This is a genomic window from Microbulbifer maximicatervae (SeqCode), from assembly GCF_052468095.1.
Genome location: NZ_CP174332.1, coordinates 312,617 through 328,041, shown reverse-complemented (window position 1 = coordinate 328,041; position 15,425 = coordinate 312,617). Strand labels below are relative to the sequence as shown.

Here is a 15,425-nt window from a genome sequence, read left to right as displayed (position 1 = left end):
GCATCACTAGTTATGCTTATTCTGCCATTCTCACACGCACTCCCGGAGCATCCATCCTCCCCCATAGGGGAGGATGCGGGCCAGATCCTTCGCTTTAGGATAAACTCAGGCCCATGCGTATACGCCGGGCCAACACGAAACTGTGAATCCTAATCAAGCAACTGAAGTCCCGCGCGATGATCCTAAAACTCCCTCTCCTGCGCCTGGTGTGTCTCGCAGCTACACTCTGCCTGAGCGCTCAATCCCTGGCCGCTGAACAGCGCAACTACCGCGATCACACCATGAGCGAAGACTCACTAACTGTACAGACGAGTGAGGGCGAGGTCACCCTCACCCCGGTTGGTCCGTCAGCGCTATCGGTGCACTATCGCCGCGAAGGCCTGAAGCAGTTGCCCTCATTCGCGTTGGCCACCAATTCTGCCGGCCGATCCGAGGCGACGCTGGAGCAACAAGGGGACAAGCTCGTTTACCGCACTGGCTCGCTTACTGCAGTCATCCACAAGTATCCCTTCCGAATCGAGTACTTGCGCGGTAGCGAACAAATCCTGAGTGAAGAGAGTGGTTTCTTTGCCACCGAGACGATGCGCGGATTCCGTTTTGCACTGTCGCCAGAGGAAAAACTGCTGGGTGGCGGAGAGCGGGTTATGGGGATGGACCGCCGCGGTCAACGCCTGCCCCTATATAACCGTGCCCATTACGGATACACCACCGAATCCAACCAGATGTATTTTTCCCTGCCAGCAGTACTGTCCAGCAACAAATACATTCTGCTGTTCGACAACTCTGCCACCGGCACCCTGGATCTGGGCGCAAACGAAGAAGATATCCTGCAATTTGAAGCTGTAGCTGGGCGCACCGCTTACATCGTGGTAGCCGGTGAGACTTATCCACAGTTGCTGGAAAATTATGTATCCACCACCGGCAAACAGCCCCTGCCACCCCGTTGGGCCCTGGGTAACTTCGCCTCGCGCTTTGGCTATCACAGCGAAGCTGAAGTCCGCGCAACCGTGGATAAGTTTGCCGAAGAAGATTTTCCCCTGGACGCCCTGGTGTTGGACCTCTACTGGTTTGGCCCAGATATAAAAGGTCATATGGGCAATCTTGCCTGGGACAAGGAAGCCTTTCCCGAACCAGAAAAGATGATGGCCGACCTTAAAAAACGCGGCATCAATACCATCCTGGTGACCGAGCCTTTTGTCCTCTCCACCTCCGAGCGCTGGCAGGAAGCCGTGGCGAATAATGCCTTGGCCAAAAACCTGGCCGGAGAGCCCAAGCGTTTTAATTTCTATTTCGGCAATACCGGCCTGATCGATGTCTTCTCCGAAGATGGCCGAGACTGGTTCTGGAATATTTACGACGGATTATTGGAACAGGGCGTAGCCGGCTGGTGGGGCGACCTGGGTGAACCGGAAGTTCATCCCTCCGATACCGTTCACGCAATCGGTATGGCCGATGAAATCCACAACGCCTTCGGCCACGCCTGGGCGCAATTACTGCACGAACGCCAAACGGCAAAGCACCCTGAGCGCCGCCCCTTTATTATGATGCGCGCCGGTTTTGCCGGCTCCCAGCGCTACGGAATGATCCCCTGGACCGGCGACGTCGCTCGGGAATGGGGTGGCTTACAGCCCCAGGTGGAATTGGCTCTGAGTATGGGCTTACTGGGCTTTGGCTACACCCATTCAGACCTGGGCGGCTTTGCCGGCGGTGAGAAATTTGACCGCGAACTCTACATCCGCTGGTTACAGTACGGCGTATTCCAACCGGTTTACCGCCCGCACGCCCAGGAGCATATTGCTTCCGAACCGGTTTTCCACGATCGCCGCACCCGCGATATCCTGCGCGAGTATGTAAAACTGCGCTATCGCCTGCTGCCCTACAACTACACCCTCGCCTTCGAAAACAGCCAGACCGGCATGCCACTGATGCGTCCGCTGTTTTTCGAAAACGAAAGTGATCTGTCTCTACTGGACTACAAGGATGCCTACCTATGGGGTCAGGACTTCCTCGTTGCCCCGGTCGTGGAAGAAGATGTGGATGAGGTCGCGGTAAAACTGCCCGGTGGCACCTGGTTCGATTACTGGACTGATGAACAATATTCTGGCGATCAGGCCCTGGTAGAAGTGAACCTGAAAACGATTCCTGTAATGGTGCGGGCCGGCGCCATTATTCCCACCATTGACGATGTCCACAGCAGCCGCGATTACTCCAGTAAAAACCTGATCCTGGACTACTACGCGCACCCATCAGCAGCAAAGTCCGAGCGCTATGTTTATGAAGATGATGGCGCTACCGCGCAGGCTTTTGAAAAAGGCAAATACGAGAAGCTGCATTTCTCAGCTGAAAACAAACAGCAGGGTTTAACCTTCGCCTTTAATCGAGAAGGAGACGGTTATACCGGTATGCCGGAATCCCGCAAGGTCAATTTAAAGATCCACAACTGGCAACAAGTGCCTGCGCAGCTTGATGTTACCGGCGAATCCCTGCCTATTTTCGACAGTGAAAAAGACTTTGCTCAGGCACCCCGTGGGGCCTGGTACAACAAGCGCAAGCAGCAACTGCTGGTTAAATTTGACTGGCACAAAGAACCGCTGGATTTAGTGCTCAAAAATCAATAATTCAGCAAACCGCTGTTCACTGACAAAAAAATTTAAAGTCATCAGGAAACAATGAAGAAGTTACATTCCCTGTTTATTGCCAAACTCCTTTCGGCTTCCCTACTGGGCGCTGCTCTATTCGGCACTGCCGGCTGCAGCCAGGAGAGCAGCCCGGAAGAAATACAGCCCGCTGAAAAAGTTGCGGAGAAAAAAGCCGTTATCTACCAAGTGCTACCGCGCTTATTTGGCAACACTAACAGTACCAACAAACCCTGGGGCACACTCGAAGAGAATGGTGTGGGCAAGTTCTCCGACTTTACCCCAAAAGCACTGAATGAAATCCACGCGCTGGGCGCCACCCATATCTGGTACACCGGCGCCCTGCACCACGCGCTCGTTGGCGACTATACGGAATACGGTATCAGTAACGATGATCCAGATGTGGTCAAAGGCCGCGCCGGCTCTCCCTATGCCATCAAGGATTACTACAGCGTAAACCCGGACCTGGCCAATAACCCAGCAGAGCGATTACAGGAATTCCGCGCACTGGTGGAACGCAGCCACGCGGCCGGCCTGAAAGTAATTATCGATATAGTGCCCAACCATGTAGCCCGCGCCTATCATTCTCTCGATAAACCCCAAGGCGTGCAGGATTTTGGAGCTGGCGACAACACCCAGGTCACCTACGCCCGCAACAACAATTTCTACTATGTGGTGGGCGAAGACTTCCGCGTGCCCGTTGCAGAAGACAGTTATCAGCCACTCAATGGCGAAGCCAATGATCTTGTCGATGGGCAGTTTGTAGAGAGTCCAGCTAAATGGACCGGTAATGGCGCGCGCAGTGCACAACCTGCCATGCACGACTGGTATGAAACCGTCAAAATTAATTTTGGCGTTCGCCCCGATAACAGCAAGAACTTTTCTGAGCTACCCCAGGAGTATGCCGAGCGCGACTACCGGGCCCACGCCCAGTTTTGGGCAGACAAGAAAGTCCCGGATACCTGGAAAAAATTCCGCGATATCGCCCACTACTGGCTGGACTTTGGCGTGGACGGATTCCGCTATGATATGGCCGGTATGGTGCCGGTAGAATTCTGGAGCTACCTGAATTCCTCCATCAAAATGCGCAACCCCAACACACTGTTACTTGCCGAAATCTATACTCCAGAGCGCTATCGGGATTATCTGCATCTGGGCAAAATGGATTATCTCTACGATAAAGTCGGTACTTACGACGCTATTCGTGCGGTCATGGAGAACAAGGGCAGCGCAGATAAAATCGCAGAGGTACAGGCAAGCCTGGTAGATATTTCCTCTCATATGTTGCGCTTTATGGAGAACCACGACGAGCAGCGTATTGCCAGCGCACAATTTTCTGGCAACCCAGAGGCAGGCAAACCTGCAATGCTGGTGTCTGCCACGCTCTCTCCAGCCCCTACCTTGGTTTACTTTGGCCAGGAGTTAGGAGAACCCGCCAACAAAGATACCGGCTTCGGCAAAGCCAGCCGCACCACCATTTTCGACTACTGGTCAGTACCCAGTGTGCGCCGCTGGAACAATGAGGGCGCTTTTGACACTGCACTGCTGACAAAAGAAGAAAAAGAGCTGCGCAGCTTCTACCAGCGCCTGCTTAATTTCTCCAAACAGAGCCCGGCCTTACTTGGCGATTACCTGGACTTGCACAGCTACAACCGCAAGCAAAACTCTGGCTATGGTGAAAAACAATTTTCCTTTGCCCGCTGGAGCGAACATGAAAAATTGTTGGTAATCGCCAACTTCGATAACAGGGCAGTGGAGTTTAATTTTCAGTTGCCTACAGCACTTCTAGAGGCCTGGAAACTACAACCGGGCAGCTACCTGGCTGAAAGCCAGATATCCAATAAGGTGGCAAACCTTATCTTGGAAAAAGACCAAGCCTCCACAAAGATCCAGTTGGCACCCTACGAAAGCCATATCTTTGCAATATCCGCTGTTCCCCAGAAATAGCCACTCAGCCCTGGAGGGGACTAATCCCCTCCAATAACGCTTAAGCACAGCAATTTATACCCACCTTATCCCCTTTCTCACAACATATTCCCGACAATCCCTAACCATACTCATCAGGTAACTCGCTTGACATAAACACTACTCCATGTATATTGTTCACAATTATATTGTGCACAACTTAAATAAAAGCCGAAATTGATATGCAAGGGGACATTATGAACCGACAACATAGCCGCTATTTTTCACCACTAAACCTAATTTTGGCTGCACTTTTAGCATCAGTAGCACTTCCTACAATGGCTGAAACTAACAAGGCTGAACAGAGCGAAGCACCTATCCAGGTAACAGACGAGACTTTTAACTGCATCCGAGATATGACCAAGGTGCGGGGGTTTTATGTGGATAATTTACTGGGAGATCTGGATGGGACTCTAAAGGTCGCAAACTCCAGCACTGGAGGTGTTTATCCTCCAGGATCAGTGGTCCAGTTAGTCCCCGGGGAAGTGATGGTCAAACACCAAAAAGGCTTTAACCCCGCCACTAAAGATTGGGAGTTTTTTGAACTGGATGTTTCTGAGGAAGGCAGCAAAATCCGTAAGCGAGGTTTTGTTGATGTAGTTAACCGTTTTGGAGGTAACTGCTTTGCCTGTCATGTCCAAGCCAAACCGCAGTGGGATTTAATTTGCGAGACCGGACACGGCTGTGAACCCATACCATTAACAAAAGAAATACTGGCCTTGCTGCAAAAAACCGATCCTCGTTGTGAATCGAACCCAAAGTTAAATCAAGAAGAGATTGCAAAATTGCAGGCGCTACAACAAGCTCTGCTGGCTAAAGAAAAAGAAAATAAATAACTAAAGAAGCCTGCAGACCAGCTTCCTGGCCTGCAGGCTCTTATCAATTACAGTGCAATCACACTATAAATCATGGTTTGATCATTCACGTGCACCTTGTAGCTTCCGCTTACAGAAGTGTAGATATCAGACCCACCCTGCTCCAAGTCGCCATCGGAGTCGCTATCGCCGTAGTTTTCACTCCAGTCAGCATTAACATCGAACTTGAAACGCTGCTGGGATTGACCATCAAAATTTACCTGGATTTCCCAGGTATTGTCGGAAACTAATTCCATAGCGTCAGCATCCCAACTATTTGGTGTGCCACGGAAATAAAGGGAAGAAAAGTTAGATGTATAACTACCACAGTCTGCACAGGTCAGGCTGTAGCTCAGGGTTTCATCATTTACCTCAACAATATAGGTACCTGATACATCGGTGTAGATATCATCCCCACCCTGCTCCAGAGAACCGTCCGCATTGTTATCCCCGTAGTTTTCAGCCCAGTCACTGCTGACATCAAACTTAAAGCGCTGGTTACTGCTGCCATCAAACACCACAGTGGCACGCCAGGTATTATCTGCAACCAGGGTCATCGCCTGAGTGCCCCAGCTATTGGGCGTACCGCGGAAATTTAATGCCGTAAAGTTTTGAGCATAACCAGCATTGGGATCAGTCACGGTAATGGTTGCCGTAGCACTATCGGTCAGGCCATCGTTGTCAGTAACAGTGACTGTCTCGGTATAAGTGCCCGCACTGGCGAAGCTCAAAGTCGTCGAGGAAGAACTACCGCCACTGCTCCAGCTATAGGAAATCACACTACCGTCGCTATCAGTAGAGCTGCTGGCATCCAGGGTGACACTCTGATTGACTTCTACTGTGCTGGATACTGGAGTCACACTTGCAGTGGGTGCTTGCTGGGAAGAGACCTCGGTGATCGAATAGGCCAGAGTCTCATCATTTACTTCAATTAAGTAGTTACCGGTGACAGAGGTATAGATATCTTCTCCGGTTTGATCCAGCGTGCCATCAGCACCATCGTCACCGTAATTTTCGGCCCAGTCACCATAGATATCCAACTTAAAGCGTTGGTCTGCCTGGCCATCAAAATTGACCACCAATTGCCAGGTATTATCTGCTACCAATTCAAAAGCCGTTGCTTCCCAATTATTTGCTGTGCCACGGAAATAAAGGCTGGGGAAACCTGTACCAGAACATTCATCACCGCAGGGACCAGATAGCTGCCCACCGTGAATGGCAGCAGCGGAATAAGCTGCAACATTGAAAGTGGCATAGCCATTGCTGCCTACGGAAATAACATCGCCACTGCACTCATCATCTCCCGCCAGGACATTGCAGTAGTCCCCAGCAGGAAGGCCTGTATACAGTGTCTGGCTGAAAGAATTACCCTCGTTATTGATAACGACATAGCCTTTATCACCGCGTCCAAAGGCAATCTGGTTATCTCCGTTATCCCACCAATTTTCCATACTGGTGCCGTCGGTGTAGTTACGGAAACCCACCATATTGGCAATATTGCCCCATCGGTGCTGACATATCCATTCGTTGTTTTCACAACTCTCCGGACCAGTATTGGGGGGACCAATATCGGTATCGGTAAAGTCATAACCTGACATTACCTTCGGATAGCCATAGGGGTGTGCCAACATAAAAACATTGGCCAGGTTGTACTTGTAGCCATCGTGATAGGTCAGGTTACCGCCACCACCGTGGCCACGTTCACGATCGTGGTTATCGATAAAGTGAACTGCATCGCTGGAAGATAAAAGTCCCCAACTCTCGCCAATACTGGCGAGGTTTTTAATTTGTCCGTTAAAATTACTCGCTACATCAGTGCCGTACTTAAATTCAGTCACACGGCCCAGGAATGTATAATTTGATGGCTGGATTTCAGAGGCTTCGCCAGCTGCACCGATAACTTCAGAAAAGATCCAGGGATTACCAGCTTTACTCATGATGCTGTACATATCGCTGGGAGACATATGCTTAACCGCATCTACACGGAAACCATCAACGCCCATACCCTGTAATTTATTTAGGTAATCGGCCAGGGTCTGCTGAACATAACTGGAACCAGTATCCAAATCTGGAAGTCCACTCAAGCGGCAATTCCAGACATTATTCGCATCGCTATAGTTATCAATAGTGCAATCGGAGTGATAATCCCAAGAGGAAAACTCACCTGGATGATTCAACAATGTCCACTCAGTACCGCCCCAACCCGTGCCTCCACCATTCCAGGCCGCCGTATGGTTGATGACTACATCTGCGTAGACTTTTACACCTGCCGCATTACAGCGGCTGATCATGCTCTGTAACTCAGCCTCGGTACCGCTGCGGCTGGTCAGGTTAGTGTAGGAAACCGGCTGGTAGCGCGCCCACCAGGTGGAGTGGCTGATATGTTCATGGGGCGGGGAGATCTGCACCGCGTCAAAACCTTTCGGCCCCAGGAACTCCTCACATTCACTGGCGATATCATTCCAGCTCCATTCGAACAGGTGTACAAAGGCCGTGCCTGCGCTGGCATGGGTACTGGACATGGCTCCGAGTACGATACTCGCGCCTCCCAGAAGCCCTTTTAACGGAAATTGTTTTTTCATTTTAGCTTTCCTTTTTCTCTCATCTTTAGTCGTTATCTTTTTTGTATAAGGAGAACCCCGGAGGCAGTTGCCTACCAATGATTAATGGTTCTTCATTTCTACATAAGTAGGGTCAACTTATAAGCACACCTTTTCCCAGGCACTTGCAAATACTTGGATTGCATTCGCCCCACAGTAGGAGCTAGAAATATTCTCCTCAGGCGACACAACCAATAGGCATTCGCTCAAGAAAAGAATCTGTGGGAAGCACCGCAAGCGGCGAAGAAAAGTTCAGGCTTATCATCACAGGTGACCATTTATTATTTTTTGCAATTCAAGCCGGATATTTGGAAACCCCAACTACGCAGTATCTAAACCGCTGGATTTCAATACCCGACCAATTGATCACTCATCCTGAGATATCCACAGACCACCAAAGGCATCAATAAACCGGTAGTGTGTGAACAGATACCGAACAGCAGCGGTAATATGCACCTCCTGTGCTACTGCAAACCCGAAATTACAACTATTCGGGCATTTGGAAGGCTAATAATCAGTGCTTGAGAGCACATCCTCCCTATAGGGGGCGTAGTAGATATTTGTGCTACAGGTCTAAATAGCGAAGAGAATTTGGCTTTTAAGACCAAAATTTAAACAGACGGGAAAACAGAATCACTCACAACTCTAGCTTTAAATGCTTGAAGTAATGACGGTATGTGAGCACTTCTTAGCGATGACTCTAGATAGATAGAAATTAATACCCCAGATATTTCTTAGTTATTCCATGAGCATAATCGCAGTGTTCATCAAACTCACTTACAGGCCAATCTCGAAACTCCAGTAGATCCTGACCTATTTCTGATATCTCATCAGATAGCTCAAGTTGAGCCAACCAGTTTGCAAGAATTGCACCCACACCCTAATTGGCACCAATCAGGATTCCGCTAATAGAGCCTGTAGAATCTAAATCGCCATCGTGATTAACAGCCATCAGCAACGCTTCTTTGAAGCTTGGAGCTTTAAGGGCACAGTAAACTGAAATAACAAGAGCCTCTTCAGCCACCCAACCTTCCCCCACCTGTTCAATCGCCCGACCTCAAGGTCTATCTCCACGAGCAAGCTCTTCAGCCAACTCTATAGCTATAGCGTCTCCATATGATTTGGATGTTTACACAGCTCCGTTATAGCTGTAGTAATGCCTTGTTTACCGTAGTCTAGAGTAATATTGCATCCAGGATATCGAGAAAATCGACATAATCCTGCATTATGTGCGCTGGGCTTACAAGAAATTACTCGACTGTTCGACAAGTGTAAATGGAGGCAGTAATTGAAATTTAGCAAGCGGCAAGTAACTTTTCTTTCACTTGCCTTATTATCTGGATTTGTTGCATGGTACGCTCTCGGTGCTGCATCTTCTTGTGCTCATTTTGATATTAAAGATTTTTGCAAAGGCGTATTTACTGTTGCACAAGATGAAATGGTGCTAAGCGAAAAGTTAAACTGCTTCCGGCTAGCCGAGTTATCTAGTTCGCTATGCGACTACACTTTCAAACTGGGTATAGGTGCGCTAGCCCTGGGTATATCGACGTTAATAATTAGCATTAGAGAATTAATCTACTCAAATGTCGTAGACAACTGGAATATCGAAAATTCATAATAAATTAATGAAAGTCACTCCGACAGGGCTGGAGCTTCACTTCGCAGTTTCTCTGTAACGCTTAAACCTTTTATAGCGCGTTATGAGCCAAGTAGAATGAATAAAGAAATTGCTAATTGATAAATAGCATATAACTAGTCAATGAACTACTCCTCTTCGACATTTCAGGACTTACATTTCGTCTAACTACGTTTTAGGTACACAATGTGGTTACCTCAATACTCAGAGACTAGATTTGTGTCAGTTTAGTCAGTAGCTAAAAATACGTATAACAAGCGACGGTACAAATACACGTTTTGCGTTTTGGACTCTCTACAAGTCGCTAGCAAAAGGAGCGGGCGTTAAACATAGAAACTTTCTAAAAACACTTCAATTTGTCACTTAAACACCCAAATCACTTAGTTTATCTACCTACCTCCTACAGCAGATGTGGCAATCTGCCATACAAAACCTGCTATGCATCTAAGCTATTGCGGTAGATAATTTTGATTAGTTCCTCAGACTGCAGGCTCAAGTTTTGGCATAGTGTATCTGAAGGAAATTACCTTACAACTTGGCACCATAGCTTCATTCAAGTGTGATCTCACCTTATCAGTAGAGAAAGTAATGTATTTTCCTTGTAAACTTACCGGGCAGTGAACATGTAGTTCATTCCATCTGCACTAACTATAAAACCGCTCAGCCGGTAACTGAAATAGACAGCTAGGGCTCGATCCCTACTGTGAAGCTTCAGCTTTTATATTCAAATTAAGGGGAAAAGGATGAAATTTTTCAAAGGGATAAAGGTATTTTGCCTTGCAGTGACACTTTCAGCTTTATACGGATGTGGTGTCGCACACGTAAAAACAGACGTTCAAGCGCAAAGTTTTGAAGACTATAAAAATATATTAATACAAGACGTAAGGGTGTACTCAAATGAAAGTGCAGCCAAAAACAATAGTGCCCTACAGGAAAAAATGAAAAGTTGGGAGCTCCATACCCGCAGTGAACTCGAGGAATTTGCCAGAGAGAGCGATTATCAACTCGTCAATTCCTTAGATGAAGCTGAAGGCAAGACTTTGCTCGTTGATCTTGATGTGAAGGTTCAATACGGAAATCGCGCATTGCGCTGGGCTGTTGGCTTTGGCGCAGGAAAGGGAGGCGTTGACTCTGTCCTGACTGTTAAGGACTCCGAAACCGGTGATGTTAAATACAAGGCTCACGCCGATAGTGATCTGTCCGTGGGCGGTGCAGGTGGAGATATTGGCGCTGTACTTAAGAAAAATATCAAAGCGCTCATTGACCAGTATCGGGAAGTCTAAACCTTACGAATTGAGCACTAGGGACGCGCGTATAGTGCGCGCTCCCTCTTCACCGAGTAAGTTTCTTTGGGAAAGACTAAAAGAACCGATCACGGCTTAACTCAAAGAGCCTGTAGCCGATAGTTACTTATGGTGTTGTAGTTAGCCCCCCACTCTCTAAGTAATTCCAATCCCAACATACTCCAACCAGCTCTCAATAACGCTACCAGGCAAGAATACATTTTGAATTCTGGTCACCCGCATTTTGGTTGTAGTAGGGCTTGCACGCGCTACCTATAAACTTGATCTACCTCAATACCCCCACCCCCAACTTCGCCATTATGCGCAACAAAATTATTCGATGAGATAGGCGCCAAATTCGACAAATGGGACAGTCAGGTACTCGGGCTGACCACCCCATCATGATAGATTAGACCTCTTGGTCAACTGCAGGTCGCACTGGCCAGTAACACGCTTAGTTGAGGAGAAAAAATGGAGCAGCAAAGCACCGTATTCGTTGTAGTGGACCCTAACGATGAGAAGCATGTAGCTCTGGAGCGAGCCCTGATCACTTCACGTGGACGCAATCCTCAGCCGCGACTGGCTGTATTCGTCGCAGTTGATGGTGAAGCGGTGGATACCCGTGCAGTTAACGACCACCTATTTCGCGATGAGTCGTGGTTCCGTGAACAAATTCGTGAACCCATCTCAGAAGCTGGTCTTTCCTGTGAGATCACTGTTTGCTGGTCCAGTGATTGGCAGGCGGCCATCGTGCAGGAATCAAAGCGTTGCAACGCAGAAATGATCTACCTACCAGTACACGCGAAGAGCAGCCGTCGCTTTACCTTCGCCGAATCCAAATGGCGAGTCCTGAAAACAGCGCGCTGCCCAGTGGTATTGATTCGCCCCGGCGCCAAGGACGAGCGCAAAGTTGTATTGGCCACCGTTAACTACCAGGCAAAAACCCTCGAACAGCGCGAGCTCAATCGCCAGATCAGCGAACGCGCGACCTATATCGCAGGTCATTACGGAGCAGAGCTACACCTCGTAAATGCTTTCCTGGATTCCATGCTCTATCCAGATCGCGGTGCTTTGGCCAAGCTTGCCGATAAAACCGGTGTCCCCACCCATCGCATTCACGTAAAGCGCGGCTATACCAGTGATGTTGTTGAGGAGGTGGCCCGTGAGATCGATGCAGATCTGGTCGTAATGGGAACTATGAATCAGTACGGCGAGACCGGTTCATTCCTGCGTGGCAATACTGCCGAGCGTGTAATTGGCCAGTTAGATGTTGATGTGATGGTATGTAACCAGTTCACCACAACAACAATGAACAACGATTAAGTCATCCCATTTTCAAGGATGCTGACAGCCCCAGCAGTGCTACCTGCCGGGGCTTTCTTTTTTGGATTTACTGCAATTTAGCAGATAGCAGTAGCAAAGTTCCCTCGGTATCAAAAGTCACCCGGCCATCCTCAACTTTGGCTCGCTTGCCCGAGTAGTAATCGGTCAGTTCGATACCATCGGCAAACACACCTTTAACTGATACGCTCTTCTCTCCTGCGGACAGTTCCATCGCCACAACTACCGGCTGCTCACCAGATAAGGTGCGGGAGAATGTATAAGGCTTATCCTCCAGCTTCTGGTGTACACCAGCTCCAACTGCCGGGTGCGATCGACGAAACTGCCCAAGCTTCTGCCAATGAGCCAGCAATGCACGGGTTTCCGGCTTTTCCAAGTCATCCCAGTTCATATTGGTGCGCATAGAGGCGTCGCCGAATGCCCGATCATCAATCATGGGGCGCGCCAGTTCATCACCGTAATATATCTGCACAGCACCGGGCGCTAACATCAGTTTACTTGCGGCACTCAGTGTGTGCTGGCGCTCGCGGTCAAATGAGTGATGGTCATCGTGGGAGCCTAGATAATTTAGGACACCGAACCCTTTTAGTTCGCCACTGTTCAAGGCGGAAGAATAACTGGAGAAAATATCCTCCGCTGGCTTGCCCGCAACCTGGGCAAAATCGAAGTTAATCAGACTGTCAAAACCGTACTGATAAAAGTCCACTTTCCGGTCGCTATAATCGTAGGAACGACCAACACTGGGACCAAAGTTGTTAACGCCGAAATGGTAAACCTCACCCACCATAAAGAAATTGCGATCATCCAATTTCTTCTTCGGGTTCTCAGCCTTCCACTCAGCCAGGGCTATATCCGCTTCGTTTTTCAGTATTGCCCAGGCCTGTGGCTCTACGTGTTTGACGGTGTCCACACGAAAACCATCGACACCGTATTCACGCACCCAGTCGGTTAACCACTTGATCAGGTAATATTTGGGGGCACGGGGATAGCCAGTGCGCTCGAAAAAGGCATCCAGCTCGCGCTGCTCTTGCTGCAGGCGGCCTTCTTTTTTCCACTTTGCCACCAGTTGCGGCGGCAACTCGACATCTTTCTCGCTCTCCGTGAGGATATCCGTCAGGTTCGCGTGAATTGCACACTCAACATTGCCGGCATAGTCAGACCAATCGCATTGCTGACTATTGCGCAGCCAACTCGAGGGCCACCTGGAATCCTGTTCAGTGACTGGCCCGGTGTGATTGAGAATTACATCCAGCAATACGCGAATCCCCTGGCTGTGAGCTACCTCAATCAATTCCGCCAGGTCTGCTTCAGTGCCAAAGTTGGCATCTACGGCAGTCCAGTCCTTAGGCCAGTAGCCATGGAAAGCGTAGGTGCGTTTATCGGACTCATTGTAGCCATGGATGTTCTCAATCACCGGGGCCATCCAGATAGCATCGACCCCGAGATCATTAAAATACCCGGCTTCAATTTTCTCGATAACACCGCGCAGATCCCCTCCCTCAAAACCGCGCAGGTATGCTGCATCGTCTTTCCGGCCGTAGGGGAAATCATTGCTGCTATCGCCGTTATTAAAACGGTCCGGCAACATAAAATAGACTGTCGCATTGCGCCAAAAAGGGTCTACCGGCTCTGCAGCCACGGCAGCTTGTACACCACCCAGCATCAGGCCAATCAATAAGCTGGTGAATTTTCCCATTGTTCTCTCTTTTATTCGCCGCTCAGAATTATTCAGAAGCTCCCCAGACCACTCTAATAGGCCCAGTAAATCAAACATCCTCCCGCGCGGGGGCGTAGGCACTGCGCAGGGTTCAAGACCGGCGATAAGGTTGTGCAATTACCCCATAGTAAAACTATTTTGCGAGCGGCGCTTTTGCAGAGTAATGTAAAACCAGCAGATCGCGAGAAACCGCAGCGCTTTGTCGTGGTCCAAGCGTCACATTCTGTTAGCAGTCAAAGGAGGCAGGGAATGTCGGAACAACAATCTAGGCAAGGGTGGATCATCGGCATTATTGTGGTGGTCGTTGTCGCTGCAGCAGCCTATTGGCTCTGGACCGGCGAGGAAAAGAAAAAAGAAATTCCCACCATCGGTGTTGTCGAAGAACCCCAAACTGCTCCCGAGCCAGAAGCCCTGGCACAACCTGAGAGCCAGGAACCAGCCCAACCGCCCGAGGAGCCGGTCATCGAAGAGGAGCCCGGCAGAGAGCCACCTCCCCCCCTGAACGAGAGCGATAAGGCCGCATATGACGAATTAATGTCCTTGGCACCCGACGGCGCCTTGTCCCGCTGGCTGGTACCTGATGAAGTAATACGTAAATGGGTAGCCGCTGCCAACGCAGCATCCCGTGGTGAGTTGATTCACAAGCATCGCCCGCTGAAAACCATTCGCGGCCCCATCACCGTTACCGGGTCATCCGCTGAAGGCTACCAGCTTTCCCCGGAGAACTATCGCCGTTACGACCAACCAGTACGATTGTTCGCACTGGCTAACACTGATGCAATCATCACCTTGTATCAATACTGGTACCCCCGTTTAGCCCAGGCCTACGGCGAGCTGGGGATTCGCAACAAGTCATTCCACCAGGTGGTGATTGGAGCAATCGACAATGTACTGGCAGCGCCAGATGTTGAAGGCCCTATTCAATTGATACGCCCGTCGGTGTATTACAAATTTGCCGATCCAAAACTGGAAAAACTCCCTGGAATACAAAAGCTGATGATCCGCATGGGCCCCGACAATGCAGCCCGAGTTAAGGAAAAGCTGAAAGAGATAAAGGCTAAGCTCGAAGAAATGCCCGTTCAGGAGCAAACCCAATAAGCAGATCTCAGGTCACTCAGCTTACAAGCTGGGTGGCCTCCCACCTTCAAGATTCGGTTGTTTTTTAACCACTTTATCGCCTGGACACAACAAACCCTGCCTTCATCAATTTGAACCTCCGAAAAACTTATTCAAAACGCCAGCGGTCATACCCATCCGATACTCAGCCCATAGCCATTGGGGTATATTACCGGCTGTTCACTAAACGATCCCAACACCAAGCGGTAACGGAGCGCCGCTGCCAAACGGCAACAGGCACTGCCCTATAGGGAAGATCCAGGGTTCAACAGGAGCG

Annotated in this window: 10 protein-coding genes; 7 read left to right on the top strand and 3 right to left on the bottom strand. The window is 49.4% G+C overall.

The features are described 5' to 3' along the window. The first annotated feature begins 176 nt into the window (after positions 1-176). The 3 genes from ACJJIL_RS01435 to ACJJIL_RS01425 all read left to right on the top strand — a co-directional run bounded on the left by ACJJIL_RS01435 (position 177) and on the right by ACJJIL_RS01425 (position 5,437). Complete coding sequence (locus ACJJIL_RS01435) at positions 177-2,618, top strand: glycoside hydrolase family 31 protein (protein ID WP_445361022.1); 2,442 nt, start codon at positions 177-179, stop codon at positions 2,616-2,618. 51 nt (positions 2,619-2,669) lie between these two features. Next, a complete protein-coding gene (locus ACJJIL_RS01430; protein WP_445361021.1) occupies positions 2,670-4,583 on the top strand; it encodes an alpha-amylase family glycosyl hydrolase in 1,914 nt (637 codons plus the stop codon). Between the two features lie 398 nt (positions 4,584-4,981). Further along, positions 4,982-5,437 (top strand): hypothetical protein, encoded by a 456-nt coding sequence (locus tag ACJJIL_RS01425; RefSeq protein ID WP_445361020.1) that lies wholly within the window; start codon positions 4,982-4,984, stop codon positions 5,435-5,437. Positions 5,438-5,484: 47 nt separating this feature from the next. On the opposite strand, the gene ACJJIL_RS01420 is transcribed toward ACJJIL_RS01425, so the two are convergent. Further along, entirely contained in the window at positions 5,485-8,037 is a 2,553-nt protein-coding gene (locus tag ACJJIL_RS01420; RefSeq protein WP_445361019.1) for an alpha amylase C-terminal domain-containing protein, read from the bottom strand. A gap of 898 nt (positions 8,038-8,935) precedes the next feature. Next, the gene (locus tag ACJJIL_RS01415) at positions 8,936-9,094 is read right to left on the bottom strand and encodes an ADP-ribosylglycohydrolase family protein (protein ID WP_444907129.1); all 159 of its coding nucleotides are present in this window, start codon (positions 9,092-9,094) and stop codon (positions 8,936-8,938) included. Positions 9,095-9,343: 249 nt separating this feature from the next. Between ACJJIL_RS01415 and ACJJIL_RS01410 the strand changes: the two genes are divergently transcribed. The 3 genes from ACJJIL_RS01410 to ACJJIL_RS01400 all read left to right on the top strand — a co-directional run bounded on the left by ACJJIL_RS01410 (position 9,344) and on the right by ACJJIL_RS01400 (position 12,297). Continuing rightward, positions 9,344-9,673 (top strand): hypothetical protein, encoded by a 330-nt coding sequence (locus ACJJIL_RS01410; RefSeq protein WP_444911623.1) that lies wholly within the window; start codon positions 9,344-9,346, stop codon positions 9,671-9,673. A gap of 761 nt (positions 9,674-10,434) precedes the next feature. Next, complete coding sequence (locus ACJJIL_RS01405; RefSeq protein ID WP_282931061.1) at positions 10,435-10,974, top strand: hypothetical protein; 540 nt, start codon at positions 10,435-10,437, stop codon at positions 10,972-10,974. A 471-nt stretch (positions 10,975-11,445) separates the two neighbouring features. Continuing rightward, complete coding sequence (locus ACJJIL_RS01400) at positions 11,446-12,297, top strand: universal stress protein (RefSeq protein WP_413663505.1); 852 nt, start codon at positions 11,446-11,448, stop codon at positions 12,295-12,297. 67 nt (positions 12,298-12,364) lie between these two features. Here the strand turns inward: ACJJIL_RS01400 and ACJJIL_RS01395 are convergent, their stop codons facing one another. Then, entirely contained in the window at positions 12,365-14,011 is a 1,647-nt protein-coding gene (locus ACJJIL_RS01395) for an alpha-amylase family glycosyl hydrolase (RefSeq protein WP_444940614.1), read from the bottom strand. Between the two features lie 270 nt (positions 14,012-14,281). Between ACJJIL_RS01395 and ACJJIL_RS01390 the strand changes: the two genes are divergently transcribed. Then, positions 14,282-15,130 (top strand): DUF3014 domain-containing protein, encoded by an 849-nt coding sequence (locus tag ACJJIL_RS01390; RefSeq protein WP_413663508.1) that lies wholly within the window; start codon positions 14,282-14,284, stop codon positions 15,128-15,130. The last annotated feature ends 295 nt before the right edge of the window (positions 15,131-15,425 follow it).

Excerpts from the sequence above, each read along its gene's own strand:
- ACJJIL_RS01395 (WP_444940614.1), bottom strand. The coding sequence starts at position 14,011 with ATGGGAAAATTCACCAGCTTATTGATTGGCCTGATGCTGGGTGGTGTA.
- ACJJIL_RS01430 (WP_445361021.1), top strand. The coding sequence starts at position 2,670 with ATGAAGAAGTTACATTCCCTGTTTATTGCCAAACTCCTTTCGGCTTCC.
- ACJJIL_RS01435 (WP_445361022.1), top strand. The coding sequence starts at position 177 with ATGATCCTAAAACTCCCTCTCCTGCGCCTGGTGTGTCTCGCAGCTACA.
- ACJJIL_RS01420 (WP_445361019.1), bottom strand. The coding sequence starts at position 8,037 with ATGAAAAAACAATTTCCGTTAAAAGGGCTTCTGGGAGGCGCGAGTATC.
- ACJJIL_RS01400 (WP_413663505.1), top strand. The coding sequence starts at position 11,446 with ATGGAGCAGCAAAGCACCGTATTCGTTGTAGTGGACCCTAACGATGAG.
- ACJJIL_RS01405 (WP_282931061.1), top strand. The coding sequence starts at position 10,435 with ATGAAATTTTTCAAAGGGATAAAGGTATTTTGCCTTGCAGTGACACTT.
- ACJJIL_RS01390 (WP_413663508.1), top strand. The coding sequence starts at position 14,282 with ATGTCGGAACAACAATCTAGGCAAGGGTGGATCATCGGCATTATTGTG.